Annotated in this window: 21 protein-coding genes; 11 read left to right on the top strand and 10 right to left on the bottom strand. The window is 61.3% G+C overall.

Annotation, left to right across the window (positions count from 1 at the left end):
* The first annotated feature begins 3 nt into the window (after nt 1-3).
* From urtC to ACEN2R_RS03285, 4 genes are all read left to right on the top strand, one after another.
* Nucleotides 4-1,173, top strand: coding sequence for an urea ABC transporter permease subunit UrtC (gene urtC, locus ACEN2R_RS03300; RefSeq protein ID WP_442039146.1), 1,170 nt, complete (start codon nt 4-6; stop codon nt 1,171-1,173).
* Nucleotides 1,170-1,910, top strand: a complete 741-nt coding sequence (urtD, locus tag ACEN2R_RS03295) for an urea ABC transporter ATP-binding protein UrtD (protein WP_442039144.1) — start codon at nt 1,170-1,172, stop codon at nt 1,908-1,910. Before urtC ends, urtD begins: the two co-directional genes overlap by 4 nt.
* 3 nt (nt 1,911-1,913) lie before the next feature.
* Entirely contained in the window at nt 1,914-2,609 is a 696-nt protein-coding gene (gene urtE, locus ACEN2R_RS03290) for an urea ABC transporter ATP-binding subunit UrtE (RefSeq protein WP_442039142.1), read from the top strand.
* A 75-nt stretch (nt 2,610-2,684) separates the two neighbouring features.
* Nucleotides 2,685-3,065, top strand: coding sequence for a carboxymuconolactone decarboxylase family protein (locus tag ACEN2R_RS03285; RefSeq protein ID WP_442039140.1), 381 nt, complete (start codon nt 2,685-2,687; stop codon nt 3,063-3,065).
* On the opposite strand, the gene trhO is transcribed toward ACEN2R_RS03285, so the two are convergent.
* Nucleotides 3,062-3,979, bottom strand: a complete 918-nt coding sequence (gene trhO, locus ACEN2R_RS03280; protein ID WP_442039138.1) for an oxygen-dependent tRNA uridine(34) hydroxylase TrhO — start codon at nt 3,977-3,979, stop codon at nt 3,062-3,064. The two genes, ACEN2R_RS03285 and trhO, sit on opposite strands and share 4 nt — an antisense overlap.
* 99 nt (nt 3,980-4,078) lie before the next feature.
* On the opposite strand from trhO, the gene pncA reads away from it, so the two are divergent.
* A complete protein-coding gene (gene pncA / locus ACEN2R_RS03275; protein WP_442039136.1) occupies nt 4,079-4,678 on the top strand; it encodes a bifunctional nicotinamidase/pyrazinamidase in 600 nt (199 codons plus the stop codon).
* A 79-nt stretch (nt 4,679-4,757) separates the two neighbouring features.
* Nucleotides 4,758-6,050: a nicotinate phosphoribosyltransferase gene (pncB, locus tag ACEN2R_RS03270; RefSeq protein ID WP_442039134.1), complete on the top strand. Its 1,293-nt coding sequence runs from the start codon at nt 4,758-4,760 to the stop codon at nt 6,048-6,050.
* Here the strand turns inward: pncB and ACEN2R_RS03265 are convergent.
* From ACEN2R_RS03265 to ACEN2R_RS03230, 8 genes are all read right to left on the bottom strand, one after another.
* On the bottom strand, nt 6,047-7,027 hold the full coding sequence (locus tag ACEN2R_RS03265) for a phosphotransferase enzyme family protein (RefSeq protein ID WP_442039132.1): 981 nt from the start codon (nt 7,025-7,027) through the stop codon (nt 6,047-6,049). The two genes, pncB and ACEN2R_RS03265, sit on opposite strands and share 4 nt — an antisense overlap.
* Nucleotides 7,024-8,298 carry an aspartate aminotransferase family protein gene (locus ACEN2R_RS03260; protein WP_442039130.1) on the bottom strand — a complete coding sequence of 425 codons (1,275 nt, stop codon included), beginning with the start codon at nt 8,296-8,298 and terminating at the stop codon, nt 7,024-7,026. Before ACEN2R_RS03260 ends, ACEN2R_RS03265 begins: the two co-directional genes overlap by 4 nt.
* Complete coding sequence (arfB, locus tag ACEN2R_RS03255) at nt 8,295-8,717, bottom strand: alternative ribosome rescue aminoacyl-tRNA hydrolase ArfB (RefSeq protein ID WP_442039128.1); 423 nt, start codon at nt 8,715-8,717, stop codon at nt 8,295-8,297. The genes ACEN2R_RS03260 and arfB overlap by 4 nt, the downstream gene beginning before the upstream one ends.
* A gap of 275 nt (nt 8,718-8,992) precedes the next feature.
* Nucleotides 8,993-9,613 (bottom strand): queuosine precursor transporter, encoded by a 621-nt coding sequence (locus ACEN2R_RS03250; protein ID WP_442039126.1) that lies wholly within the window; start codon nt 9,611-9,613, stop codon nt 8,993-8,995.
* Nucleotides 9,614-9,701: 88 nt separating this feature from the next.
* On the bottom strand, nt 9,702-10,595 hold the full coding sequence (locus ACEN2R_RS03245) for an esterase-like activity of phytase family protein (RefSeq protein WP_442039124.1): 894 nt from the start codon (nt 10,593-10,595) through the stop codon (nt 9,702-9,704).
* Nucleotides 10,568-11,467, bottom strand: a complete 900-nt coding sequence (mepA, locus tag ACEN2R_RS03240) for a penicillin-insensitive murein endopeptidase (protein ID WP_442039122.1) — start codon at nt 11,465-11,467, stop codon at nt 10,568-10,570. Before mepA ends, ACEN2R_RS03245 begins: the two co-directional genes overlap by 28 nt.
* Nucleotides 11,452-12,798 (bottom strand): MFS transporter, encoded by a 1,347-nt coding sequence (locus ACEN2R_RS03235; RefSeq protein ID WP_442039120.1) that lies wholly within the window; start codon nt 12,796-12,798, stop codon nt 11,452-11,454. Before ACEN2R_RS03235 ends, mepA begins: the two co-directional genes overlap by 16 nt.
* An 80-nt stretch (nt 12,799-12,878) precedes the next feature.
* On the bottom strand, nt 12,879-13,409 hold the full coding sequence (locus ACEN2R_RS03230) for a thioesterase family protein (RefSeq protein WP_442039118.1): 531 nt from the start codon (nt 13,407-13,409) through the stop codon (nt 12,879-12,881).
* Between the two features lie 138 nt (nt 13,410-13,547).
* On the opposite strand from ACEN2R_RS03230, the gene ACEN2R_RS03225 reads away from it, so the two are divergent.
* The 3 genes from ACEN2R_RS03225 to yaaA all read left to right on the top strand — a co-directional run bounded on the left by ACEN2R_RS03225 (nt 13,548) and on the right by yaaA (nt 16,786).
* Entirely contained in the window at nt 13,548-13,832 is a 285-nt protein-coding gene (locus ACEN2R_RS03225; protein WP_442039116.1) for a YggT family protein, read from the top strand.
* A 68-nt stretch (nt 13,833-13,900) separates the two neighbouring features.
* Nucleotides 13,901-15,943: a DNA helicase RecQ gene (recQ, locus tag ACEN2R_RS03220; protein WP_442039114.1), complete on the top strand. Its 2,043-nt coding sequence runs from the start codon at nt 13,901-13,903 to the stop codon at nt 15,941-15,943.
* A gap of 66 nt (nt 15,944-16,009) precedes the next feature.
* The gene (gene yaaA / locus ACEN2R_RS03215) at nt 16,010-16,786 is read left to right on the top strand and encodes a peroxide stress protein YaaA (RefSeq protein WP_442039112.1); all 777 of its coding nucleotides are present in this window, start codon (nt 16,010-16,012) and stop codon (nt 16,784-16,786) included.
* Here the strand turns inward: yaaA and ACEN2R_RS03210 are convergent.
* Nucleotides 16,739-18,961, bottom strand: a complete 2,223-nt coding sequence (locus tag ACEN2R_RS03210) for a response regulator (protein ID WP_442039110.1) — start codon at nt 18,959-18,961, stop codon at nt 16,739-16,741. The genes yaaA and ACEN2R_RS03210 overlap by 48 nt on opposite strands.
* A 135-nt stretch (nt 18,962-19,096) precedes the next feature.
* Between ACEN2R_RS03210 and ACEN2R_RS03205 the strand changes: the two genes are divergently transcribed.
* On the top strand, nt 19,097-24,535 hold the full coding sequence (locus ACEN2R_RS03205; protein WP_442039108.1) for an alpha-2-macroglobulin family protein: 5,439 nt from the start codon (nt 19,097-19,099) through the stop codon (nt 24,533-24,535).
* Nucleotides 24,532-26,571: a penicillin-binding protein 1C gene (gene pbpC, locus ACEN2R_RS03200; protein WP_442039106.1), complete on the top strand. Its 2,040-nt coding sequence runs from the start codon at nt 24,532-24,534 to the stop codon at nt 26,569-26,571. Before ACEN2R_RS03205 ends, pbpC begins: the two co-directional genes overlap by 4 nt.
* The last annotated feature ends 32 nt before the right edge of the window (nt 26,572-26,603 follow it).

The raw sequence follows: 26,603 nt of genomic DNA, 5'->3' as shown, positions 1-26,603 counted from the left end.
ACCATGCGGAAATCCTTTATCGCCACCAACCCGTCTGTCCTGATCTTTCTTGCCCTTCTGGCGCTGTTCACCCTTGGCATCACCGTAATGTCGCAGGGTCTTGGCCTTGATCTGATCTCGACCAGCTTCATCAAGACGCTTGGAAAGACCCTTTGCCTGTGCCTGATCGCCATCGCGATGGATCTTGTCTGGGGGTATTGCGGCATCCTTAGCTTGGGGCATTTCGCCTTCTTCGGGCTGGGGGGCTATATGGTCGGCATGTGGTTGATGTATGCCCGCACCAAAGGCATCGTCATCGCCTCGCTTGCCAATGCCGATCTTCCGCCGACCCCGCAGGAAATCAGCGATGCCATCGGCAGCCAGATCTTCGGCGTCGTTGGCGGCAATGACTTCCCCCTGATCTGGGCTTTCGCGGGCAGTCTGCCGGTGCAACTGGCGTTTGTCATTCTTGTTCCCGGCCTGCTTGCACTGGTCTTCGGGTGGCTGGCATTCCGCAGTCGGGTGACGGGGGTTTACCTGTCGATCCTGACGCAGGCGATGACGCTGGCGCTGTCGCTTTACCTGTTCCAGAACGACAGCGGGCTGCGCGGCAACAACGGTCTGTCGGGGTTGCAAAACATCCCCGGTGCGGACCTTGTGCCGCAATCCATCGTCTCGCTGTGGTTCTTCTGGGCCTCGGCTGTGGCGCTTGGCGGGGGCTATATTCTGGCGGCCTGGGTCATGTCGGGCAAGTTCGGCAGCGTCATTCGTGGCATCCGCGACGACGAGGCGCGCGTGCGGTTTCTGGGCTACAACGTCGAAGGTTACAAACTGTTCGTCTTTACCCTGACGGCCATTATCGCGGCCATCGCAGGTGCGCTTTACTACCCGCAGGCGGGCATCATCAACCCCGCAGAGGTCGCGCCGATTGCCTCGATCTACCTTGTGGTCTGGGTTGCCATCGGTGGGCGCGGGCGGCTTTACGGCGCGGTCATCGGCGCGGCGCTGGTGTCGCTTTTGTCCAGCTGGTTCACGGGCGGGCAAGCGCCGAATATCAACCTTGGGGTCTACACGGTGCTGTGGACCGACTGGTGGCTGGTGCTGCTGGGCCTGTCCTTTGTCTGCGTCACATTGTTCGCACCGAAAGGCATCGGTGGGCTGTTCGACTACCTTGTGCGGAAGGAAAAGCCATGAGCACGCTGCTGGAAGTGTCCGGCGTCTCGGTCTCGTTCGATGGGTTCAAGGCGATCAACAACCTGTCGTTCCAGATCGCCGAGGCCGAAATGCGCGCGATCATCGGGCCGAACGGCGCGGGCAAGACCACCTTTATGGACATCGTCACGGGCAAGACAAAACCGGACGAGGGCGTGGTGATCTGGGGCGAGAAAAGCATTTCCCTGCTCAAGATGTCGGAAAGCCAGATTGCCCGCGCGGGTATCGGGCGCAAGTTCCAACGCCCGACCGTGTTCGAGGAGCAGTCGGTCTATGACAATCTGGCGATGGCCTTGAAGGACAAGCGCAGCCCTTGGGATGTGCTGTTCTTTCGCCCCGACAAACAGGGTGCCGAAAAGATCGAGGCGATTGCCGCGCAGGTCGGTCTGTCGGATCAATTGCACCGCCTGTCGGGGGAACTGTCGCACGGACAAAAGCAGTGGCTGGAAATCGGCATGCTATTGTCACAGGATCCGCGCCTGTTGCTGGTGGATGAACCCGCCGCGGGCATGTCGCCGGCAGAGCGCGACCACACGACCGAAATTCTGCGCGAGGCGGCAAAGACCCGCGCCGTTGTGGTCGTGGAACACGACATGGATTTCGTTCGCAAGCTGGGCTGCAAGGTGACCGTTCTGCACGAAGGTTCGGTTCTGGCCGAGGGCAGTCTGGACCATGTCACGAGCAATCAGGACGTCATCGACGTCTATCTGGGGCGTTAGACAATGTTCGAATGTGAAAATCTGACGCTGCACTACGGCCAAAGCCAGATCCTGCATGATGTCAGCCTGACCGCCGAAACCGGCAGGATCACCTGCCTGATGGGCACGAACGGCGTCGGCAAGACATCGTTGCTGAAGGCCATCGCTGGGCGGCATCCGCGGTCGGGGGGCAAGGTGATCCTGAACGGCGAAGAGATCGGCAGGGCCGCGCCGAATGTGCTTGCACAAAAAGGCGTCGCCTATGTCCCGCAGGGGCGCGAGGTGTTCCCCCTGATGACGGTCACCGAAAATCTGCAAACCGGTTTCGCTTGTCTGCCGGGCCCAGAGCACAAGATCCCCGGTCATATCTACGAACTGTTCCCCGTTCTGAAAGAGATGCAGAACCGGCGGGGCGGTGATCTGTCCGGCGGGCAGCAGCAGCAACTTGCCATCGCCCGCGCGCTGATCACCCGGCCAAAGCTGTTGCTGCTGGATGAGCCGACAGAAGGTATCCAGCCGAATATCATCCAGCAAATCGGCCGCGTCATCGAATATCTGCGGGACGAGGGAAATATGGCAATCATTTTGGTCGAGCAGTTTTTCGATTTCGCCTATGGGCTGGGAGAGCAGTTCTACGTGCTGAAGCGCGGGGAAATCGTGCTGGATGGAACGAAGGCGCAGATCACGCGCGAGAAACTTCTGGCGGGTGTATCGGTCTAGAAACGCATTGCGCCCGCTTTGTTGCTGATGTCTGTTCACGGCATCGGGTGTCACAGCAGCAGGGAAAGCAGACCAATGGACAAAGATCTTTTCGAAAAGGGTCTTGCGCAGCGCAAGGCCACGCTTGGTGCTGACTACGTCGAGAAAAACCTTGCCGCCGCCGATGATTTCTCGCGTCCGTTTCAGGAGGCGATGACAGAGTGGTGCTGGGGCTTTGGCTGGGGCGATGAGGTTATCGACGCCAAGACCCGCAGCATGATGAATCTGGCGATGATCGGCGGTCTGGGAAAGATGCACGAGTGGGAAATCCACTGTCGCGGGGCGATCAATAACGGCGTCACAAAAGAGCAGATCCGCGCGATCATCCATGTGGTCGCTATTTATTGCGGTGTGCCGCAGTCGTTGGAATGCTTTCGCGTGGCGCGCAAGGTTCTGACCGAAGAGGGGCTGCTTTAGTCCGGTCTGGCCTCTGGCCCGATGTGTTTGACGCCGCGCGCCTCTGCCAGCGCCATCTGTTTCTGACGTTCGCGGAAACGCGCCCGGTCGGCGTCGGTGTGTTGGTCGATGCACTGGTGGCAGGATACGCCCGCCTCGAACTCGGGTCGTGCTTTGTCGTCTGGCAGGATCGGGCGGCGGCAGGCGTGGCACAGTTCGTGCGGACCCTCGGCCAGTCCGTGACCGACAGAAACCCGCGCATCGAAGACGAAACAGTCGCCTTTCCATGTGCTTGCCGCCTCTGGCACCTCTTCTAGATACTTCAGGATGCCGCCTTTCAAGTGGTAGACGTCCTCGACGCCCTGACCCAGAAGATAGTTCGTCGACTTTTCGCAGCGGATGCCGCCGGTGCAGAACATCGCGATCCGCTTGTTGTGAAAGCGGTGTTTGTTCGCCTGCCACCATGCGGGGAATTCGCCGAAGGTTCTGGTTTGCGGATCAATGGCGCCGTCAAAGGTGCCAATCGCCACCTCGTAATCGTTGCGCGTGTCAATAACGGCCACATCGGGCGCGGTGATCAGGTCGTTCCATTCGGCAGGCGACACATAGTTACCGACAGCCGCGCGCGGATCGACATCGGGCTGGCCCATCGTCACGATTTCCTTCTTCAGCCGAACTTTCATACGGATAAAGGGGGCATCGGATGCCGTGCTTTCCTTATGCTCCAGCGTCGCACATCCGGGCAACGCCCGCAGATGGGCCAGAACCGCATCCAGTCCGGCGCGGGTGCCTGCAATCGTTCCGTTGACGCCCTCGCGTGCCAGAAGCAACGACCCCTTGACGCCATTGGCGATGCAAATGTCGGACAGCGGCCCGCGAATCGTTGCAGGATCGTCGAAACGGGTGAAGTGATATAGGGCGGCGATTGTATACATGGGACGCGGTTTACCCCATCCTGTGCCCCTGCTGCAAGTGCCACCCGTTGACGCACCTTCGGGCGCGATCGACCCGATGCCGACACCAAGGAGAGCCCTATGACCAACGCCCTGATCGTGATTGATGTGCAAAATGATTTCTGCCCTGGCGGCGCGCTGGCTGTGGCGGGTGGCGACGAGATTGTCGGAGAGATCAATGCGTTGATGCTATCCTCTGAGGTCGTGGTCCTGACGCAGGACTGGCACCCCAAGGGGCATTCGTCCTTCGCAAGCAGTCACAAGGGCAAGGTGCCGTTCGACGAGATCGAAATGCCCTATGGGCGTCAGACGCTTTGGCCCGATCACTGCATTCAGGGCACCAAGGGCGCCAAGATCCACAAGGGGCTGTTGACCGAACCTGCCGATATGATCCTGCGCAAGGGGTTCCGGCCCCGGATCGACAGCTATTCCGCCTTTTTCGAGAATGACCGCACCACACCCACCGGGCTGGACGGGTATCTGCGCACTCGCGGTGTTTCCTCGCTGACGCTGGTCGGGCTTGCCCTTGATTTTTGCGTGAACTACTCGGCACAGGATGCCGCCAAGCTGGGTTTTGATGTGGCTGTTCTGCAAAGCGCCTGCCGCGCGATTGATTTGAACGGATCGCTGGATGCCGCGCGGGCCGCGATGGGGGCCGCAGGGGTAAAGCTTAAGGATTAGGACCGGCATTTAACACGCCGCCGCCCCTTGCCATGCGCCGCCCCCCTTGGTCTAACCATCGGGCAGTCAGGAGAGCATAATGGTCGACATCGCCACCCGCGTTTATAACCACAAATGGAAGATCGACCCGATTGTCCGCTCTTTGATCGACACCGATTTCTACAAGCTGTTGATGTGCCAGTCCGTCTTCCGCAACAAGCGCGACACCGATGTCACCTTCAGCCTGATCAACCGCACCAAATCCATCCGTCTGGCCGATCTGATCGACGAAGGAGAGTTGCGCGAGCAGCTGGACCACATCCGGTCGCTGTCGCTATCGCGCGGCGAAAGCACGTTTCTGCGCGGCAATACCTTTTACGGCAAGCGCCAGATGTTCCGCCCCGATTTCATGGAGTGGTTCGAGGGGATGCGCCTGCCCGCCTACCATCTGGAAAAGCGCGACGGCCAATACGAACTGACGTTCGAGGGTAAATGGCCCGAGGTGATGATGTGGGAAATTCCCGCGCTTGCCGTGCTGATGGAGCTTCGCTCGCGGGCGGTTCTGCGCGATATGGGCCGGTTCGAGTTGCAGGTGTTGTATGCCCGCGCCATGACAAAGCTGTGGCAAAAGGTAGAGACCCTGCGCACCGTCGATCACTTGCGGCTTGCCGATTTCGGAACGCGGCGGCGGCATTCGTTCATGTGGCAGGATTGGTGTGTGCAGGCGATGCAAGAGGGGTTAGGCGAGAAATTCGTCGGCACCTCGAATTGCCTGATCGCCATGCGCCGCGAGGTCGAGGCGATCGGAACGAACGCCCATGAATTGCCGATGGTCTATAGCGCGCTGGCCGACAGTGACGACGAGCTGCGTCAGGCGCCCTACAAGGTGCTGGCGGATTGGCAGGAAGAGCATGACGGCAATCTGCGGATTATCCTGCCCGACACCTATGGCACCGAAGGGTTCCTGAAACATGCGCCCGATTGGCTGGCCAAATGGACGGGCATCCGTGTTGATAGCGGCGATCCGGCGACAGGGGCCGAGATTGCGATCGACTGGTGGACATCCCGCGGCGAAGACCCCCGGAAAAAGCTTGTGATCTTTTCCGACGGGCTTGACGTCGACAAGATTGTCGAGCTGCAAAACCAGTTTCAGGGGCGCGTCAAACCCAGCTTTGGCTGGGGCACTTTGCTGACCAACGACTTTCGCGGGCTTGTTCCGAATGACGCGCTTGCACCGTTCAGTCTGGTCTGCAAAGCGGTCAGCGCAAATGGCCGCCCGACAGTGAAGCTGTCCGACAACCCTGAAAAGGCGATGGGCCCAAAGGACGAGATCGCGCGCTACAAGCGGGTCTTTGGCGTCGGGGAACAGACGCCTATAGAAGTGATTGTCTAGCCTTCGGCCAGAAAGTCATACCCGTCCATGAACGCCTCGGCGGCTGACAGGGCGCGATCGAAGTAAACCGGAATTTTGGGATGATCGTCAGGCAGTCGCGGCACGATCCAGCCAAGGCTGGCGAACGACCGCATCATCGAAAACAGTGGCATCATTGCGCGGTCCTCTGGCGATAGCGGGCGCAGGCTGTCGTAGCCTTCGACGATGGCCGCATAAAGATCGGGTAGGTTTTCGTCTTCCAGACTTTGTGTCAGCGCCGTGGTGATGTCATACAACCGAAAGCCAAAGCCGCTGTCATCGAAGTCGATCAGGCTTAGGCCCTTGTCGGTCGCAAGGATGTTTTCGCGCAGAGCATCGGCGTGGATCAGGCCAAAGTCTGCCTTGGGCAGGTATTCCTTCATCGAAGACCGCGCCATCATCCGGGCAACCTGCAACAGTTCGCGGTCGTCCTCGTCCAGCATCGGATGATCCCAGAACCTGCCCCATAGCGGGTTTGGCCCCAGAAAACCGTCAACGCCCCAGCTTGGGCGGCTGAAATCCGGTGGCAGGATCAACGCATCGGTCGCGGTGTGAAGCTGCGCAAGGGTCTTTCCGACCTCTGTATAAAGGGCGACCTGATCGGCCAGCGTTCCGGCCAAAGGTGTTTCACCGGCACCGATCGGGGTGCCGTCCAGCCACGAAATGACGGACACATTTTGGCCGTCGGGCAGGCTGTGCACCAGATCGCCGGCGGTGGTTGGCACGGGCGTCGGCACGCCCGATCCGGCGGTGTGCAGTCCTTGGGTCCAGACAAGTTCAGAGACGATATCGTTGCGCGTCACATAGCCGGGCCGGTGCAGCCGAAGCGCGGCCCGTTCGCCGGTCTTCAGGACAACCTCGAACACGGCATTTTCGCGGTGGCTGATCAGGCGGGGCGGCGCATCGGAACCACCCCAAGCGGTCAACGCCTGAACTGCGCGCAGGGTCAGGTCGGTCATGCGGGCACCGGCGTCGCGGCAAGCGCGTCTTTGATCACGTCTATCATCTGGTCTGTATTTTCTTTGCTGAATGGCATCGGGGGGCGAATTTTAAGGGTGTTCATGTGGCGACCGATCCGGTTCAGCAGAACCCCGCGTTTCACGATTTCCTCGACAAGGGTGGCGACAAAATCGGTGGCTGGGGTCATCGCGTCGTCCAGAACAAATTCTGCCCCGAAGAACAGACCCTGACCGCGCACTTCGGCGATCATCGGATGCTTCAGTTCCTTCATCCGGTCCAGCGCATAGGCCCCGACGATGCGGGCGTTTTCAACCAGCCCTTCGTCTTCGATCACATCCAGTGTGGCAAGGGCGGCGGCGCAACTGACGGGGTTGCCGCCGAAGGTGTTGAAATATCCAAATGCCTCGCGGAAGGCGGCCATGACGTCGGGGCGCGCGATGACCGCGGCGGTGGGGTGGCCGTTTGCCATGGGCTTGCCGATGGTCACGACATCGGGGGCGAACCCCAGCGCCTCGTGGCCCCACCAATGGCTGCCGATGCGGCCAAAGCCCGGCTGCACCTCGTCGGCGATCACGATGCCACCCGCGCGGCGGATCACGTCGATGGTCGGGTCAAGAAAGCCCTTTTCCAACGTCGGAAACCCCTCGTTCGCGAAGGAAGGGCACAGCATGAAACCGGAAAAACCAAAGCCTGACGCCTCCAGATCTTCAATCGCGCGGGCGACATTGGCGGCGAAGGCTTGCGCCTGCCCGTGCAGCGTTCCGCCAACGGGGCGCAGGCTGTCGGGGGCGGGAACCAGCCGGATATGGCCGGGATACCCGCCGATGGGCGGGCGCCGCGTGGACAGGGCAGAGACAGCGGCGGTGTTGCCGTGATATGTGTTGTCGGTGGCGATCATGCCGGTTTTTCCGGTCACCGCCTGCGCCATCCGAAGGGCGATATCGTTCGCCTCGGACCCTGTGCAGACCATGATCATCTGGCTGAGATCATGCTGGAATTTTCCGGTAAGCCGTTCGATATAATCAAGAATATTGTCGTGCAGATAGCGGGTGTGCGTGTTCAGGACTGCCGCCTGTTGCGCAATCGCCGCGACCACTTTGGGGTGACAATGGCCGACATGGGGAACATTGTTGTAGCAGTCCAGATACTGCCTGCCACCCGCGTCCCACATATGCACGCCAGCGGCGCGAACGATGTGCACGGGGGTGTCGTAGAAGGTGGGCACGTTCGGCCCCATCAGGCGGGCACGGCGGGCGATCATGTCGGTCATTCGGTGTCCTTTACCGCGCCGCGCAGGGTCTTGACCTCTGCCCTTTGGGTCTTGGCGGCCAGTCGGCGGCGCTTGGACCCCAGTGTGGGTTTGGTGGCAATGCGGGGTTTGGGCTTTATGGTTGCCTGACGGATTAACTCTGCCAGACGTTCGCGCGCAAGCTCTCTGTTGCGGGTCTGGGTACGGGTGTCTTGCACCTGAAGGACAATCGCGCCGTCCTTGGTCCAGCGACGCCCGGCAAGGCGGCGCAGACGTGTCTTGACGGCGGGGGGCAGATTGGGGCTGCGTTCGGCCTCGAATCGCAGTTCAACGGCGGTTTCCACCTTATTCACGTTCTGGCCACCCGGACCGGACGAGCGGATAAAGCTCTCGGTCAGTTCCCAGTCTTCGATGGATATGGTTTCGGTGATTTTCAGCATGCACATGTCATACACAATCCACGCGCAAATCATAAGCATGGTTTCAAACTAAGAAGGGCCGCCAAGCATGGCGACCCTTCCGAGATTTAGGAGGTTGGGGTCGGTTAGACCGATGGCCCAATCAGGTTTGCGTATCGTCCAAGGGCTGCCCTAGACGCACACCTCCTGATTTGTCCCGACACCTCGCTCCAGTTGCTCTCTAGACAATGGGCACCTCCTTTCTACTGTTTCCGATATTAGAAGGTTGGCACATATTTTGTGTTTGTCAAAACTTTTTACGCAATCTCTGCTACAAGTTTTCGTACGATGATGCGGAACGGCACAAGTGCGACAATTGCGAGCGAAAGTTTAACGCTCCAGTCCGCGATTGCCAGCGACACCCAAAGCGGGGCAACCGGACCATAACCAAGAAGCGGTAGCGCGTAATTGGCCCAGGACACATCATTCGCGGGTTCGATAAAGGCAAGCGATGCCGAGAACGCGATTGTGAAGAACAGGATTGTGTCGATCGACGAGCCAACCAGTGTCGAGGCCAGCGGCGCGCGCCACCAGGTTCCGCCCCGAAGTCGGTCAAAAATTGTCACGTCCAGCATCTGGGCTGTGAGGAAGGCAAGACCGGAGCCAAGCGCGATGCGCCATGTCACAAGCGGGCCGAATTCACCGATGATCTGGGTGCCGATGAGCGAGCAGACGAGACCAACGACAAAGCCGACCAGAACGACACGCCGCGCGGCCTGCACGCCGTAGACGCGGTTCATCACATCGGTGACGAGAAAGGCGAAGGGATAGGTGAACGCGCCCCATGTCAGCCATTGGCCGAACAGATATTGCACGAGGATATTCGAGGCGACAACAATGGCCGCCATGGCAAGAATGCCAGGTAGGTGTCGGGTCATATTCATATTCCGTTTTTACAAGGTAGCGGACACTTGGCCCCATTATTGGGGACGGCGCGTCGTAACGGCTAATGAAAACGAGAGCAAGTCAGTTGATCAGGCTGTATTCTACAATCTCGGTGCGCTGGAAGAACTGGAAATTATCGTCGGAAACCAGCGTCAGGCGGATTTTGCCCGCCTCGTCCTGCCAGACGGCGAGACCTTCGAGATTGTCATGGGTTCCGGTGGAACTGACCAGCAGCAGCTTTTCATCGCTTAGCGTGTCGCCGTCGAGGCGGAAACTGCGGATGCGCGATTGAAAGCCGAAGACGCCGTTCAAATGCCGTTCCAGCAGGTAGAACCGACCGTCCGGCCCGAAATCGGCGCCGGTTGGCAGGAACATCCCCTGACGCGGAACGGAAAACGGCTGTGTCCAGGCACCGTCTTTGAACCGGTAGACCGGAAAGGGTCGCGTCACAGCGCCGGAGCGTTCGGGCAGCGTGTAAAGCGCGCCGTCCGCATCAATGGCCAACGCCTCCATCCCGGAGTTGTTCTGGAAGCTGTCGAAATCGGGGTGACGGGGCAAAAGTTCGGCGGGGGATGCGGGTGTCTTGTGTCGGGCGATGCGATGGATACCTTCGAACGAGACGTAGATTTCCCCGTTCGCAGCCATGGCCAACCCTTCAGAGTCGCCCTCGTTCGGGCGTAAGGGGGCGCCTTTGGAACTTTTGAGATGGATCAGGGGGCCGAGGGACACATCGGTGATCTTGCTGCCGTCGCGTGTGAACCGGCCCTTTGCGAGGTTGCCCTTGTCGGTGATGACCACAAAGAACTGCCCGTCGGGCATGACCTCTATTCCAGAGAATCCGCCGAAATCTTCCGACGGGCCGTTCCATGTATAGCTGCCGATATAGTCGAGATTAAGCGTCGTCTGGGCGGTAGAGGCCAATGCCAGTCCTGCGCCGAATACGGCGATCAGCGCGAGGCCAAGACGTTTTGACATTGGCGTGGCAGATCCTCCATCGTGTAGTCGCGAGAGCCGCGTTTGGGTTTCGCCGGTTTTTGCCCCGGCTTGGGTTTGGGCGGATTACGCAGTTGGTCCAGATAGGTCGTGACCCACCAGTTCAGGCTATCATCGCAGCCATCCCCGCCCTTTGACAATTCGGAAACGGTCGGGCTTTGTGTTTGGCAGACCGCCGATCCGGTGGGGCATTTCAGGCGTACATGGAAGTGGAAGTTGTGACCGTAAAGCGGGCGGATCTTTTGTAGCCATTTCTTGTCGCTGCGTTTGGCGGTTTTGCACATCTCGACCTTGACGGCGGCGGCGACAAAGATGCGGTCGATGGCGGGGTCAAGCGCTGCGGCCTTCATGATGTTGTAATGCGCGGGGGTCCAGTTGGCGTTGACGCGGGTCTGGTCATCTGTGCGGACAGATATCGACGACAGGTTCTCGCGCTCCGACCTGCTGAGGTTCAGGCGTTTGGGCGGCAGCATCCAGACATCGGCATCAAGGCCCATCTGGTGGGATTGGTGCCCCGATGTCATCGGCCCGCCGCGCGGTTGCCCCATATCGCCGATGTAAAGACCGGCCCAGCCTTGCCGCGTCGCCGTCACGCTAAGGCGTTGAAGAAATGCGACAAGATCGGGATGGCCCCAGTTGCGGTTCCGCGACAGGCGCATCGCCTGCCATGTCGGGCCTGTCTCTGGCAGCTCTACCGCTCCGTCAATGCAGCCCTTGGCATAGGTGCCGATGGCGCCGGTATTGCCCGACGATCCGGCACGCATCGCGCCGAACAATGTGTTCGCCTTTTGCTGGGCCATGGCCGGTGCGGCCAGCCCCAGAACGAGGGTTATAAAGGTTAGGAAGCGGACCATACTGCTCGGTCTCCATCTGGTTTTACCCAGAATAGCAGGAAGAGGCCGATAAGAAAAAGGGCAATGAGCGGGGAAATGCCGAGTTGCTGGCTATCTGTCAAAGTTGTGACCACGCCAATCGACAGCGGCGCGATGAACGAGGTGGCTTTGCCTGCCAGCGCGTATAGCCCGAAGGCCTCTGTCATGCGCTTCGGGTTGGCCTGTCGCACCATCATTGTGCGGCTGGCGGATTGCAGCGCACCCCCCGCCGCGCCGATCAGGGCACCCATGACGTAGAAGGTGATATCGGGCAGGTTTGAGGTTGCCTCGACCGGGATGCCAAACACCGCATCGCGAGAGATGAACACAACCATGATAGCGACGGCGGTCAGGATGACGATACAGGCGGCAATGACGGGCTTCGGGCCGAAGGCCGCATCGGCGCGCCCCCCCAGCCACGCAAAGACCGCGCCGGTGATGATCGCAAGGATGCCGAAGATGCCGGTGTCGACCACGCTCCATTCCAGCACGCCCGCCGCGTAGATGCCGCCGAAGGTATACATGCCGTTCAGCGCATCCCGGTACAGCATCGACGAGCCGAGATAGGCGAACAGGCTGGGCGTGCGGGGAAGCGACCGCAGCGTGCGCTTGAGATCGGCAAGCGCGCGACCGATCATGCCCTTTTCCAGCCGTGTCGGTTTTGGGTCGCGGACCCACAGAAAGAACGGGATCATGAAGACCGCATACCAGATTGCGGTCAGCGGGCCGACGATCCGCGTGCCTTCTCGGGTAATGGCATCCAGCCCGAACAGCGGGTTCAGCCCGATCAGGGTTCTGCCGGTCGGCCCCTCTGCGAAGAGCAGCAGCATGATCACCAGGGCGATCAGCCCGCCGACATAACCAAAGGCCCAGCCATTGCCGGACAGGCGGCCGATCTCTTCTTTGGGGCCAAGATCGGGCAGCATCGAATTGGTGAAGATCGTGGCGAATTCCATACCGATCAGGCCGATGGCAAAGCTGCACATCACAAAGGTCAGATTGAAGCTGTCGGGGGCCGACCACCACAGGCCGAATGACCCGGCAACGTAAAGGACAGAGAACACCTGAATCCAGCGCATCCGGTTGCCGGTGTTGTCTGCGATCGCGCCCAGAATAGGGGCAAGGACGGCGATGATGATGCCGGCCCCCGCGATGCCAAAGCCCCAAGCCGCCTGCGCCTGCGACCCGTCGCCAAGCACGGATTTCACATAAGGACCGAAGATGAAGGTGAGAAGCAAGGTGTTGTAGGGTTGGCTTGCCCAGTCAAAGAAGAACCAGCCCCATATCCGCTTGCGCAATGTCGGTGTGGCCATCTGTCGTCCCTTGAATGCTTTTTGCTGAAGTAAGACAGTCAAATCGAGGATCGCGCAAGGCTTCGTTGGGTTGGATGGCCCTACTTTTCAGGGGGCCACGGGCGCGATTGCTCGGCCTTGATCCAGTTCGTGACCCAGTCGGGCATAACGGGGCTATCACCGGATTGCCCCATCGCCCTGGCAACGGTGCGGGGTGAAACGATGCCGCTATTGTCGGTCACGGCGGCGCGGATCAGCAGTTGGCTGGTGCAGTCGCCCTTTTTCCACATCGACTGGAGCAGGTAGATGAACCGATCATCCCATCCGATGGCGCGGCTGTGCATCGTCACCTGATCGAACATCCGCACCCGCCTGCGATACCGCACCGAAGACCCGGCCATCGTCAGACCCCAGCGGTTGTCGCGCATCGCTTTGGTCAGGCCGACGCGGGACGCCAGCGGCACGCGCCCCAGATCATACAGCGTCAGGGTGCGGCCATTGTTCAGCTCCATCCAGACATCCAGATCCCAGGGCCAGCAGATGTGGCGGGAAACATGGGTGCCGAAAAACGGCAGGGCGGGGGCATTGCGGTTAACAAGCACCTCTTTTGCGAGGCGGATAAACGGATACATGGCGGCTCCTTCTGCGGGGGCCTGTGTATCGCGCAGCACGTGGGGGTCAACGTGCGACGTTGCGGCACGCGGTGCTTGCCCTTCGGTCTTGCGCAGCTTACATCCGTCCTCAAAGAAAAAACCGCAAGGCTACTTATTATGACATCGCTTTTCCAGATCTTACTGTTGGTCTTGAACCTTGTCTGGTTCATCATCATCGTCCACATCATCATGAGCTGGCTGATCAATTTTCAGGTTCTGAACCTGCGGCAGCCTTTGGTGGCGCAGTTGTGGGACGGGATCAATCGGCTGGTGGAACCTGTTTACAGCCGCGTGCGCCAGTTCATGCCCAATACAGGCGCACTGGATCTTGCGCCGCTGGTTGTGTTGCTGGCCGTTTACGCGCTTCGCATTGTCATCGCCAACAACATGTATAGCTTCTGACCTTGTTGACCGCTGCATAGTGTGGGATTGTTCGGGAAATCGGGCAATCCACCAACTACAGCAGGTTCATGCCACAGGCACGCGCACTTCTTTCGTCGATCTTCGGATTCAATGAATTCCGGCCCGGTCAGGCCGAGATTGTGGATGCTGTTATGGCTGGCCGCAACGCCTTGGCGATTATGCCGACGGGGGGTGGCAAATCGCTGTGTTTCCAGCTTCCGGCGCTGTGCCGCGAGGGCGTAACGGTTGTCATATCGCCGTTGATCGCCCTGATGCGCGATCAGGTGCGTGCCCTGCGGGAAGTGGGCGTCGAGGCCGGTGCGCTGACATCCGGCAATACCGACGAGGAAACCGCAGAGGTGTTCGCCGCGCTTGATGCGGGTCGCTTGAAGCTGCTGTATATGGCACCAGAGAGACTTGCCTCTGGTGGGACGCAGGCCTTGCTCCGGCGGATCGGCACGACGCTGATCGCCGTGGACGAGGCGCATTGCGTCAGCCAGTGGGGGCATGATTTCCGTCCCGACTACCTGCGGATCGGTGAACTGCGGCGGGCGCTGGGCATTCAGCTGGCCGCGTTTACCGCGACCGCCGATGAGGAAACCCGTGCCGAGATTGTCACCCGCCTGTTCGACGGCATCCAGCCAGAGACGTTTCTGCGTGGGTTTGACCGGCCGAACATCCATCTTGCGTTCGAGGGCAAGGACACCCCGCGCCGCCAGATCCTTGACTTTGCCGCCGCCCGCAAGGGGCAGTCGGGGATCGTGTATTGCGGCACCCGCGCCAAGACAGAGACGCTGGCGGGGGCGTTGCGCGATGCTGGGCATGTCGCCTGCCACTATCATGGCGGCATGGAGTCCGAGGCGCGCCGGGTCGTCGAAGGCCGGTTTCAGCAGGAAGACGGCTTGATCGTGGTTGCGACGGTGGCGTTCGGCATGGGGGTGGACAAGCCCGATATCCGTTGGGTGGCCCATGCCGATTTGCCCAAGTCGATCGAGGCCTATTATCAGGAGATCGGCCGCGCGGGGCGCGACGGTGCCCCCGCCGAAACGCTGACATTGTTCGGGCCGGATGACATCCGGCTGCGCCGCAGCCAGATCGACGAGGGGCTGGCCCCGCCGGAACGCCGCGCGGCGGACCATGCGCGGCTGAATGCGCTTTTGGGGCTGGCCGAGGCGCTGCGCTGTCGGCGGCAGGTGCTGCTGGGGTATTTCGGGGAAACATCCGACGCCTGCGGCCAGTGCGACCTGTGCGATACGCCGGTCGATGTGTTCGACGGAACCGAGGCGGTGCGCAAGGCGTTGTCGGCCATTTTGCGGACGGGCGAGTATTTCGGCGCGGGCCATCTGATCGACATCCTGACTGGAAATGCGACGGATAAGGTCAAGCAGCGCGGGCATGATGCCTTGCCCACGTTCGGCGTTGGCAAGGAATTCGACCGCCGCCAGTGGCAGGCGATTTTCAGGCAGATGATGGGGCATGATCTGGTGCGCCCCGATGCGGAACGGCACGGGGCATTGCGGATGACGCAAGAGGCGCGGCCGATCCTGCGGGACGAGGCGCGGATCGAACTGCGCCGCGATACGATCACAAAGGCCAAGGGCGCACGCCCCGCGGTAAAGATGCTGGTGTCGGAAGAGGACGCGCCGCTGCTATCCGCGCTGAAGGCCAAGCGCCGCGCATTGGCCGAGGACGCCCGCCTGCCAGCCTATATGATTTTCAACGACAAGACCCTGATCGAAATGGCGGAAACGCGGCCTTTGACCCGCGACCAGATGGCCCGTATCGGCGGTGTCGGGGCGACCAAGCTGGAACGCTATGGCGACGCGTTTCTGACCGTGATCGCGGGCGAAGTGCCCGGCGATGAACACCCGATGCGCCGCAAGTTGTCGGGGCGCGATGCGGGCACGGTCTATGATCGGTTGATGCAGGCGCAGGCCGATCTGCTGCGCGGTGACGATGGCACGGGCAAGCCGATGAGTTGCACTGCCGCCCTGGTCGCGAAGGTGGCGCAGGTGAAGCCGCGCGATCTGGGCGGAATGGAGCGGTTGCTGGGCGACAGGCGCACCGAACGCTTTGGCCCGGCGTTCCTGGATGTTTTGCAGCAGGACTAAGACACTGGACCGCGCGGGTTTGTCCGCTACGTTCTGTCCCGACAAGAGATGAACAAAGGACCCGATATGCTGGTTGTACTTTCCCCCGCAAAGAAACTTGATTGGGCCGCCATGGCGCATCCGGCGCCGAGCCTGCCCGAATTTCAGGACGAGGCGAATACACTGGCAGGGCATGCGCGACAATTGAAGGTGGCCGACCTGCAAAAGCTGATGGGGATCAGCGAGGCGCTGGCGACGTTGAACCGCGACCGGTTCAAGGCGTTTGAGGCCGCATCAACGCCTGAAAACGCCAAGCCCGCTGCGCTGGCCTTTGCGGGCGATACCTATCAGGGACTGGAGGCGGGAACGCTTGACGATGAGGCGATGCTTTGGGCGCAAGATCACCTGCGGATTTTGTCAGGGCTTTACGGGGTGTTGCGCCCGCTGGACCGGATCCAGCCCTATCGGCTGGAAATGGGAAGCCGGTTGAAAACCCGTCGCGGCGGGTCGCTTTATGCGTTCTGGGGCGACAGGATTTCCAAGGCGCTGAACGCGCAGGCAGCGGCTTTGGGGGTGGATACTTTGGTGAATTGCGCCAGTCAGGAATATTTTGGCGCGGTGGATATGGCGGCGCTGAAGCCTCGTGTGATCACGCCCGTTTTTATGGAAGAAAAGGCCGGAAAGGCCAGGATCGTCAGTTTTTTTGCGAAACGGGCGCGGGGGTCTATGGCGCGGTTCATGATCGAACAACGCATCACCGACCCCGAGGGATTGAAGGATTTCGATACGGGCGGATATGCCTATCGCCCGGAATTGTCACAGGGTGACGCTTGGGTTTTCCTGCGTGACTACCCCGAAGTTTGACGGACCGGCGTTTGTCGGGCTGTCCGGTTCGGGCGGGCGGGCGGAAACGGGGGCGTGGGCCAGGATCATTGCGGTGATTTCGGCGCGGCGCAGCGGTTTGGTCATGTAGTAATCCAGGCCCGCAGCAAGGATTTCAGCGTCGTCGCCCGCCATCGCATGGGCGGTCAGCGCAACGATCGGAACGCGGCCAAGATTGCCCGCGCGTTCCAGTCTTCGGATTTCGGCAGTGGCCTGTTTGCCGTCCATTTCGGGCATCGAAATATCCATGAAGATCAGATCGGGCCGGAACGCGGTAAACTGCTGGACGGCCTCCAGGCCGTTGTTGGCAACGACAAGGTCGATATCAAGTGACTTTACCATTTTGCGAAACACCAGCTGATTTGTGCGGTTGTCTTCTGCGGTCATGACGCGCATCGCGCGCTTTTCCCCGATGACGGGCTGTTCGCCGACCCTGAGGGCGGGCGTGCTTGCATGCAGCGATTGTAGTTTCAGAAACAAATCCCGCCGCAGAACGGGTTTTTTTAGGACGAATGTCCGCGGGTCACCAGCAGACGCAACCGCAGTATCCAAGGGGTTCGATGCCAGAACGAGCACCGGAACATCGACGCCACGGGCGCGAAGCGCAGCAACAAAACCAAGGCCGTTCAGATCAGGTGTCCGGTGGTCGGCGATGATCAGGTCATAGTCCTTCATCGGCTGGTCCAGTGCCTCTGTCGCGGTGCGGCAGGTGTCGACGCGAATGCCCAACTGAACCAGCTGGCGTTCCAGAATGGTCCTGTTTATGCCCTGATCGTCAATGACCAACGCATGTTTCAGATGTTCGGGAAGGACGCCTGTGATCTCGGTTGAGTCCAGCGCGACGGGCAGTCTTAGCCGTAGCCCGAAACAAGAGCCTTTGCCCTCTTGCGAGTCGACCCAGACCTCGCCGCTCATCAGGGAGACAAGCTGTCGCGTGATCGCAAGGCCCAGACCGGTGCCCTCGAACTTGCGATTGCTCTCTCCCTCGACCTGATTGAATTCGCCGAAGATGTGTTCGATCATCGTCTCGGGGATGCCGATGCCCGTATCCTCGACCGTTATGTGCACGCGCCGCTCTTCAGGGGTGTCGCCCTCTAGCCCGACGACGCGGATCAGAACATGGCCGCGGCTGGTGAATTTGACGGCGTTGCCCATAAGGTTCATCAGGATTTGCCGCACACGCCCCTGATCCCCGATATAGTGGGTCGGCAGGAACATGTCGAAATCAACAAGAAGATCTATGGATTTTTCCTGCACGGCGGGCTGCATCAGCAAGGCGACTTCGTGGATGGTGCGTTCCAGATCGAAGGTGTCCAGATGCAGGGTCAGCTTTTCCGCCTCGATCTTGGAATAATCGAGGACATCATTGATGATCACCAACAGCGCCTCGCCCGAGTTTTTGATGGTTTCGACAAAAAGCCGCTGTTCCTCGGTCAGGGGGGTGTCGGTCAGAAGGTCTGCCATGCCAACAACGCCGTTCATCGGAGTGCGGATCTCGTGGCTCATATTCGCGAGGAAGGCGGATTTGGCACGATTGGCGACTTCGGCCCGCGTTCGAGCCTCTTTCAGTTCGGATTCGTAGCGGATGGTTTCTGTGATGTTCAGCGCAAGCGATACCATGTCGCCGTCGCGCGACCGTTTGTCGGCCAGTTTGATGAACTGTCCGTTCCACAGTTCGATGACAAGGGGTTCGATCGGCGATGTCGTCCACCGGTTCAGCATGATGCGTTGCCAATCCGCAGGGTCGGTGTTGCCGATATCAACGATCCCCTCTTCGACAATCAGTTGTAGAATGCGCGCGTATTCGATTCCGGGCACCACGCCTTCCAAACCGTCGAATACGGACAGATAGGCCCGATTGGCCGCGATCAGGCGATTGTCCGCGCCGAAGACGGCAAACCCGTCCAGAATGGTTTCCAGCGAATCCCACAGGCGGCGTTCCGCGATGCCGGCGGCGTGGTTGGCTTTTTCCAGATCGGATCGAACGACCTGAACCTCGTTTCGGGTAACAACGATTTCGTCCGACAACGCGCGCGCATGAAGGCCGAGTTTCTGATTGGCGGCAAAAAGCTCTGCCTGTTTCTGGTCAAGCAGGTGTTCAGCCGCAAGCCGCGCCCGGCGTTCGGCCATCAATCGTTGCGAAAGGTCGATTCCCATATCTGTTCCGTTCGTGTCCTCTGCTTGCGCAAGTTGAACGAACAGTTTGAATGCAGGGTTAACGGGGGCAGTGAATCGTTGCCTTCGCGGGGGGCAACTGTCAGCATCGCGGCATTCCAAAGCAGGAGACATTTGATGCGCATCTTTCGGTTGGCACTTTTTCTGGCACTGGGGCTGCCGCAGATGGCATTGGCAGAGGGGGCTGTTCCCGCGCGGCGCGCGGCGATTTCGCAGGATGTGGATTTTTACGGTTCCGACCTGAAGAACATTTTCGACACAACGCTGGAGGCTTGCCAAAAGGCCTGTCTGGCGGATGACCGGTGTCATGCGTTCACGTTCAACAGCCGGTCGAATTCCTGTTTCCCCAAAAGCGACATCACCGATCGCAAGCCATATCAGGGCGCTGTTTCCGCGCAGATATTCGAGACGGATTCGGGCGTTTTGGCCAACTCAGAGACGAAAGCGCGGGAACTTTCCTTTTTGCGGGACGATGATCTGACCCGCGCAAAGGCACAGGCGACGGGATTGGCGCTGGACCATCCGACGGGCGAATTCTCGGCGGATGACCTGTTACAGGCCAAAAGCGATGCGCGTGCCAGTGGCGATACAAGCCGGGCATTGCGCCTGACGGGTGCGGTTCTGGCCCTGACCGATGCGCCGGATCTTTGGATCGACTACGCCCGGCTTGCGCTGGACATGGCCGGGCGGGACAAGGCGCGGCAGCAAGAGTATCGGGACCGCGCCGTAACCGCAGCGATCAACGGTTACCTGCGCAGCGCGTCACCTGCGACGTCGGCCACTGCCCTGACCGTTCTGGCGGGGGGGTTGCAACAGCTGGGGCGAGGGCGCGATATGATCCCTGCGTTGCGCCTGGCGCAGCAGGTTTCCCCGCGCGATGACACCGCCCTTATGCTGGAGGATGCCGTCGCGAAATACGGATTCAGGATTATTGACCAGACGGTGGACAATGACGCCGCCCGCCCCCGGATCTGTGCGACGTTTTCTGAACAGTTGGCTCAATCGGGGGTCGATTACGGGCCGTTTGTTTCTGTTGAGGCCTCTGGTCTGACGGTAGAAGCGCAGGGGCAGCAGATTTGCGTCGAGGGGGTCGAACACGGGTCGCGATACCGTGTCACCTTCCGCGAGGGATTGCCCGCGGAAAGCGGTGAAACACTGACTAAACCAGCGACTTTGACGCTTTACGTGCGGGACAGGACACCATCTGTCCGGTTTCCGGGCCGGGCCTATGTTCTGCCGAAATCGGGTGACGCTGCGTTGCCGATCGAGACGGTGAACCTGACCGGCGTGGATCTGGTATTGCGCCGGATCAGTGACCGGAATCTGCTGCGCTCGATCCAGAGCGGCTATCTTGACGCGCCCGTTCCGACCTACCAGCAGGAAGATTTCGCAGGCTCTATCGCCGAAGAGATCTGGCACGGCACCGGTGAGGTGGCGCTGGAGCTGAACCGCGATGTCACAACGCGCCTGCCGCTGGACGGGGTTGTGGGCGGATTGGATGCGGGGATTTACGCGCTTCAGGCGCGTGTGCCGGGGGCGGATATCTATGACAGCCCGACGGCGACCCAATGGTTTGTCATCAGTGACCTCGGGTTGACGACGATGGCCGGCATTGACGGGCTTCATGTGTTTGTCCGGTCGCTGGGAACGGCGGGGGCCAAAGCGGGCATAACCGTAACTCTGTTGTCGCGGGCAAATGCGATTTTGGCTGAAACAGAGACTGATTCAGATGGCTACGCGCGTTTCGACGCGGGCCTGACGCGTGGCACGGGGGCTGCGGCACCTGCGTTGGTAACGGCAATGGATGGGGATGCCGATATCGCGTTCCTTTCCCTGACCGACGCAGAGTTCGACCTGTCTGATCGTGGCGTCGAAGGGCGCGAACCCGCGCCGCCGATTGACGTGTTCCTGACCACGGATCGGGGGGCCTACCGCGCGGGCGACACCATATTCGCGACCGCGCTGACCCGCGATGGCGATGCGGCGGCGATCGAGGGCTTGCCGTTGACGGCGATACTGACACGGCCCGATGGCGTGGAATACCGTCGCGTGATGTCGGTTGGCGCTGTTGCCGGCGGGCATGTTCTGCCCCTGCCGTTGGGTGCCACCGTTCCGCGCGGCACATGGAAGCTATCCGTGCTGGCAGACCCCAAGGGGGCGGCTTTGGCGACTGTGAACGTGCTGGTCGAGGATTTCCTGCCCGAGCGGATTGATGTGGCTCTATCCTTGCCCGACGGGCCGATTTACCTGTCGGATAATCCGGTTTTGACGGTGCAGGCCGACTATCTGTTCGGGGCGCCCGGAGCCGATCTGTCGATCGAGGGCGAAGTCCTGTTGCGGGCGGCGACGGGTCTGGCGGCCTATCCCGGTTATCTGTTCGGACGTCACGACGAGCCGTTCAATGCGCGGTTGGAATCCTTGCCGTTCGGCAATCGGACCGATGCGTCGGGTCAAGGTCTTGTGCCCGTCGATCTGCCCGATGTCGAAGATCCGGCGCGCCCGCTTGAATTGCGCGTCACGGCGCGTGTGACAGAGGGGTCGGGGCGACCGGTAGAGCGGCGTATAAGCCATGCGCTGATGCCGTCCGGTGCGATGATCGGGGTGAAACCGCTGTTCGACGATGTGGTGGCCGAAGGGGCGCGTGCGCGCTTTGATCTTTTGGCGGTCGGTGCGGGCGCGGCCCCCGCGACGATGCGGGTGAAATGGACGATGAACCGGATCGAGACACGGTATCAGTGGTATCAATCCTACGGCAACTGGCAATGGGAACCGGTGACGACCCGCAGCCGCATTGCCAGCGAAGAGGTCGATCTGGGCGCTGGGCCGGTCACGATTTCGGCGCCGGTTGACTGGGGGCAATACGAACTTCGGGTGGAGCGGGTGGATGGCACATTCGCCGCCACGTCGACCGCATTCTATGCGGGCTGGTATGCGCCCGCAGATACCAGCCAAACGCCGGATACTTTGGCGGTGTCACTGGATAAACCTGCCTATAAGTCTGGCGAAACAGCGCAGTTGCGCGTTGTGCCGCGCTATGCCGGAAAGGCGCTTGTGACGGTTGTATCGAACCGCCTGATCGACATGAAGGCGGTCGATGTCACCGAGGGCGAGAACCTGATCGCGCTGCCGGTCACCGATGACTGGGGCGCGGGCGTTTACGTGACCGCGACGGTGTTGCGCCCGATGGACAACACGGCAGGGCGCAATCCGGCGCGGGCTTTGGGGGTGTCCTATGCCGCTGTCGATCCGGGAGCGCGAAAGCTGACCGCCGGTTTTGAGGCACCGGCAGAGGCAGCCCCCCGCAGTGCGCTGGATGTGGCGGTCAGGGTGGACGGCGTGACGAATGGGGACACCGCCTATGTCACAATCGCCGCTGTCGATCTGGGCATTCTGAACCTGACCGGATTCGATTTGCCGGATGCGACCGGGCACTATTTCGGCCAGCGCAAGCTTGGCGTAGGGTTGCGCGATATCTATGGGCGGCTGATTGACGGGATGAACGGGGCTCTTGGGGCGGTGCGATCCGGCGGCGATGCGGGCGCAGAGATGCGGATGCAATCGCCGCCCCCCACCGAGGAGCTTGTCGCGTATTTCAGCGGTCCGGTGGCGGTTGGCGCGGATGGTCTGGCGCGGGCGTCGTTCCAGATGCCATCGTTCAACGGAACCGTGCGGCTTATGGCGGTGGCATGGTCAAAGACCGGTGTCGGGCAGGCGCATGCCGATGTTCTGGTGCGCGATCCGGTGGTTGTTACGGCCAGTCTGCCGCGATTCATGGCCCCCACCGATGTCAGCGCCCTGCGGCTGGAGATTGTCCATGCCACTGGCCCGTCAGGGCGGATGGGGCTGGACGTGACGGCGCAGGGGCTTGATTTGGGGGCGGTGCCGTCAGGCGTTGATCTGGCAGACAAGGGCAATGCCGTGCTGTCCGTTCCGGTGACGGCGGGTGCGGTCGGGGCGCAAAGCGTTCAGATTGCACTGACCACGCCGGATGGCGTGCGATTGCTGAAAACCCTGACAGTGCCGGTGCTGGTCAATGACCCTGAAATCGCCCGGACCAGCCGGTTCGATCTGGCGGATGGCGCGGTGTTCAGCCTGAACAGTGACGTATTTTCGGGGCTGGCTGCTGGATCGGGGGCGGCGACGCTGGCGATTGGCCCCCTGGCCCGGTTCGACGCGCCCGGCCTGCTGACGGCGCTGGACCGATACCCCTATGGCTGCACCGAGCAGATCACATCGCGGGCCTTGCCGCTGCTGTATTTCGACGAGGTGGCAACGGCGATGGGGCTGACCAACGACAACGCCATTGCCCGGCGGATAGCGCAGGCCATTGCCAGAGTGCTGACCAATCAGGCCAGCGATGGCGGCTTTGGCTTGTGGCGGGCGGAATCGGGCGACATGTGGCTGGATGCCTATGTCACCGATTTTCTGTCCCGCGCAAAGGCAAAGGGTTTTGCCATTCCCGACACGGCGTTCCGGCTTGCGGTGGACAATCTGCGCAATCAAGTGAACTACGCCGCTGATTTCGACGAGGGAGGCGAGGCGCTGGCCTATGCGCTGATGGTGCTGGCGCGCGAGGGGGCGGCGGCAATCGGCGATTTGCGCTATTATGCCGATGTGAAGGCCGAGGCGTTCTCGACCCCGCTTGCCGTGGCACAATTAGGCTCTGCATTGGCGTTTTATGGCGATCAGACGCGGGCTGACGCCCTGTTTGCACTGGCTGCACGGCAATTGACGGGCCTGACCGGACCAGAGAACACCCCCGTCTGGCGCAGTGACTACGGAAGCAACCTGCGCGACGCGGCGGGTGTTCTGACACTGGCGGTCGAGGCGGGCAGTGCCGTAGTGGACCGCACGGTGCTTGCGCAACGGATCGGGGCGCAGGGCGGGCAAACCCGTTCCACGCAAGAGGCGATGTGGTCGCTGCTGGCGGCGAATGCGTTGATCGGTGATCCGTCGATGCAGGGGATCACGGTGAACGGCGTGCCGGTTGACGGGCCAATGGTGCGGGTGGTGCAGAACGAGTCAGGGTTGGACCCGACCGAGATCCGCAATGCAACTGGCGCACCGCAGACCGTGACGCTGACCACGTTCGGCGTGCCCACGCAGCCTGAACCGGCGGGGGGCAACGGCTATGCGATAGAGCGCAGCTATTTCACCCTGACGGGAGAACCCGCGCGCATCGAGAGCGTTCCGGTTGGAACCCGTCTGGTGGCGGTGCTGACGGTGACGCCCTTTGGTGATGGCGAGGCGCGGTTGATGGTCAATGACCCCCTGCCAGCGGGCTTCGAGATCGACAATCCGAACCTGTTGCGCGGCGGCGATATCCGCGCGTTGGACTGGCTGGACCTGACCGCCGAAACCCGCTCGACCGAGGCGCGGTCGGATCGCTTTCTGGCGGCGATTGACTGGCGGTCGGATCAGGCCTTCAGGTTGGGATACATCGTCAGGGCGATTTCGCCCGGCACCTATCACCAGCCTGCCGCAAGCGTCGAGGACATGTATCGCCCACAATTCCGTGCAAGAACCGCAGCGGGGCGGGTGACGGTGACCCAGTGAAACGCTACGCCCTGTTCTTGATCGTCGGCGGGCTGTTTGCGGTCGCGCTGGCGCGGGATGCCGTTGAGTATTGGGTGGGGGCGACCGTGCTTCCGCCTCTGACGACAGAGGTGGGTGCAGAGGTTCTGGCGCGCGACGGCACCTTGCTGCGGGCCTATACCGTGGCTGACGGGCGTTGGCGGATGGGGGTAACGGTGGCTGCCGTTGACCCGGATTTTGTGCGGATGCTGATCGGGTTCGAGGACAAGCGGTTCTACACGCACCATGGGATCGACCCTTTGGCTATGGCCCGTGCGGTTTGGCAATCGGTCTGGAACGGGCGGGTGGTTTCCGGCGGCTCTACCCTAAGTATGCAGGTCGCGCGGTTGCTGGAGAACAGCGGAACCGGACGTTGGACCGGAAAATTGCGCCAGATCAGGGTCGCATTGGCGCTGGAACGGCGAATGGACAAGGACCAGATCCTTGACCTTTATCTGAACCGCGCCCCTTACGGTGGCAACATCGAAGGCATTCGTGCCGCGACCCGTGGCTATTTCGAAAAAGAACCGCACAGGTTGACACCGGCGCAGGCCGCGCTGTTGGTGGCCTTGCCCCAATCGCCAGAGGCGCGCAGGCCCGACCGGGCCCCGGATGCAGCCAAGGTTGCGCGGGACCGTGTGCTGGCGCGATTGGCAAAGGACGGGGTGATTGCGGCAGAGGCCGCCACGGCCGCGAATGGCGAAGCGGTTCCCGACCGTCGTCACCCGTTTCCGGCCTTGGCCCCGCATCTGGCCGATCGTGTGGTTGGGGCAGAGCCATCTGCGCGGGTGCACCGACTGACTGTGGATGCGGGCATTCAGGCCGGTTTAGAGACGCTTGCGGCAATGGCAGTGCGTGCGCAGGGTGCGCGGCTGCAAGTGGCGATTGTTGTGGCGGATCACCGGACAGGCGAGGTTTTGGCCAGTGTTGGATCGGCCGCGTACAGCGCCGACGGGCGACAGGGTTTCATCGACATGACCCGTGCAATCCGCAGCCCCGGTTCGACGCTGAAGCCGTTGGTCTACGGGTTGGCGATGGACGAGGGGCTTGTTCACCCTGAAACCCTGATCGAGGATCGGCCAACCGCCTTTGGCACCTATATGCCGCAGAATTTCGACGGGCAGTATCGTGGAACGATCCACCTGCGCGAGGCATTGCAGCAGTCCCTGAACATCCCTGCGGTTGTTCTGACCGATGCGATCGGTCCCGCCGCGTTGATGGCGGGCCTGCGGCGAGCCGGAATCGCCCCGGTTGTTCCGGGCGGGCGGCCCGGACTGGCGGTGGCTCTGGGGGGTGTTGGTGTGACTCTTGAAACCCTGGTGCAGCTTTACGCGGCGATTGCCCGGGGAGGCGAACCTGTCGCGCTCAGCTGGAAATCAGGCTCTGTTCCGGCTCGAACGGGGCGTCGCGTATTGTCGGGCGTGGCGGCCTGGCAGTTGGGTGACATCCTGTCGGGCGGGACCGGTCCTGCCGGAACCCCCCGCGTGCAGCTGGCCTTCAAGACCGGCACGAGTTACGGGCACCGCGACGCTTGGGCGATCGGGTATGACGGGCGGCATGTTGCCGGGGTCTGGATGGGCAGGCCCGATGGCACGCCGGTTCCGGGGGCCTTTGGTGGGGATCTTGCCGCGCCGGTTCTGTTCGACGCCTTCGCGCGGATCAAGCCCGCGCTGGACCCTTTGCCGCCGCCGCCGCCGGATGCCCTGATCGTCGCAAATGCGCAATTGCCCGCGCCACTGCAACGGTTTCGCAGCCGCGAGGCGTTGTTTCTGCCAGACCGTGACGCGCCAGAGGTGGCGTTTCCCCCCGACGGTTCGCTGATCGAAACCGGTGGCGCATTGGTCCTGAAGGTGCGCGATGGCGTGCCGCCTTTTACATGGCTGGCAGATGGCATGCCGGTGGCGGTGGCAACATACGACCGTCAGTCGATCGTCGACTGGCCCGGCACAGGGTTTTTGAGTCTGTCCGTCATTGATGCGAAAGGCCGCGCTGCGCGTGCGGATGTCCAGTTGCGGTGATCCGGAAAAAGTTGAGTATTTGTGCCGAGAAG

The sequence above is a fragment of the Pseudogemmobacter sp. W21_MBD1_M6 genome, assembly GCF_052119585.1.
GTDB lineage: Bacteria > Pseudomonadota > Alphaproteobacteria > Rhodobacterales > Rhodobacteraceae > JBGQOJ01.
The sequence above is the reverse complement of the archived record's forward strand: the minus strand, read 5'-3'. Positions and strand labels throughout refer to the sequence as shown.

Excerpts from the sequence above, each read along its gene's own strand:
- urtC (WP_442039146.1), top strand. The coding sequence starts at position 4 with ATGCGGAAATCCTTTATCGCCACCAACCCGTCTGTCCTGATCTTTCTT.
- urtD (WP_442039144.1), top strand. The coding sequence starts at position 1,170 with ATGAGCACGCTGCTGGAAGTGTCCGGCGTCTCGGTCTCGTTCGATGGG.
- urtE (WP_442039142.1), top strand. The coding sequence starts at position 1,914 with ATGTTCGAATGTGAAAATCTGACGCTGCACTACGGCCAAAGCCAGATC.
- ACEN2R_RS03285 (WP_442039140.1), top strand. The coding sequence starts at position 2,685 with ATGGACAAAGATCTTTTCGAAAAGGGTCTTGCGCAGCGCAAGGCCACG.
- trhO (WP_442039138.1), bottom strand. The coding sequence starts at position 3,979 with ATGTATACAATCGCCGCCCTATATCACTTCACCCGTTTCGACGATCCT.
- pncA (WP_442039136.1), top strand. The coding sequence starts at position 4,079 with ATGACCAACGCCCTGATCGTGATTGATGTGCAAAATGATTTCTGCCCT.
- pncB (WP_442039134.1), top strand. The coding sequence starts at position 4,758 with ATGGTCGACATCGCCACCCGCGTTTATAACCACAAATGGAAGATCGAC.
- ACEN2R_RS03265 (WP_442039132.1), bottom strand. The coding sequence starts at position 7,027 with ATGACCGACCTGACCCTGCGCGCAGTTCAGGCGTTGACCGCTTGGGGT.
- ACEN2R_RS03260 (WP_442039130.1), bottom strand. The coding sequence starts at position 8,298 with ATGACCGACATGATCGCCCGCCGTGCCCGCCTGATGGGGCCGAACGTG.
- arfB (WP_442039128.1), bottom strand. The coding sequence starts at position 8,717 with ATGCTGAAAATCACCGAAACCATATCCATCGAAGACTGGGAACTGACC.
- ACEN2R_RS03250 (WP_442039126.1), bottom strand. The coding sequence starts at position 9,613 with ATGACCCGACACCTACCTGGCATTCTTGCCATGGCGGCCATTGTTGTC.
- ACEN2R_RS03245 (WP_442039124.1), bottom strand. The coding sequence starts at position 10,595 with ATGTCAAAACGTCTTGGCCTCGCGCTGATCGCCGTATTCGGCGCAGGA.
- mepA (WP_442039122.1), bottom strand. The coding sequence starts at position 11,467 with ATGGTCCGCTTCCTAACCTTTATAACCCTCGTTCTGGGGCTGGCCGCA.
- ACEN2R_RS03235 (WP_442039120.1), bottom strand. The coding sequence starts at position 12,798 with ATGGCCACACCGACATTGCGCAAGCGGATATGGGGCTGGTTCTTCTTT.
- ACEN2R_RS03230 (WP_442039118.1), bottom strand. The coding sequence starts at position 13,409 with ATGTATCCGTTTATCCGCCTCGCAAAAGAGGTGCTTGTTAACCGCAAT.
- ACEN2R_RS03225 (WP_442039116.1), top strand. The coding sequence starts at position 13,548 with ATGACATCGCTTTTCCAGATCTTACTGTTGGTCTTGAACCTTGTCTGG.
- recQ (WP_442039114.1), top strand. The coding sequence starts at position 13,901 with ATGCCACAGGCACGCGCACTTCTTTCGTCGATCTTCGGATTCAATGAA.
- yaaA (WP_442039112.1), top strand. The coding sequence starts at position 16,010 with ATGCTGGTTGTACTTTCCCCCGCAAAGAAACTTGATTGGGCCGCCATG.
- ACEN2R_RS03210 (WP_442039110.1), bottom strand. The coding sequence starts at position 18,961 with ATGGGAATCGACCTTTCGCAACGATTGATGGCCGAACGCCGGGCGCGG.
- ACEN2R_RS03205 (WP_442039108.1), top strand. The coding sequence starts at position 19,097 with ATGCGCATCTTTCGGTTGGCACTTTTTCTGGCACTGGGGCTGCCGCAG.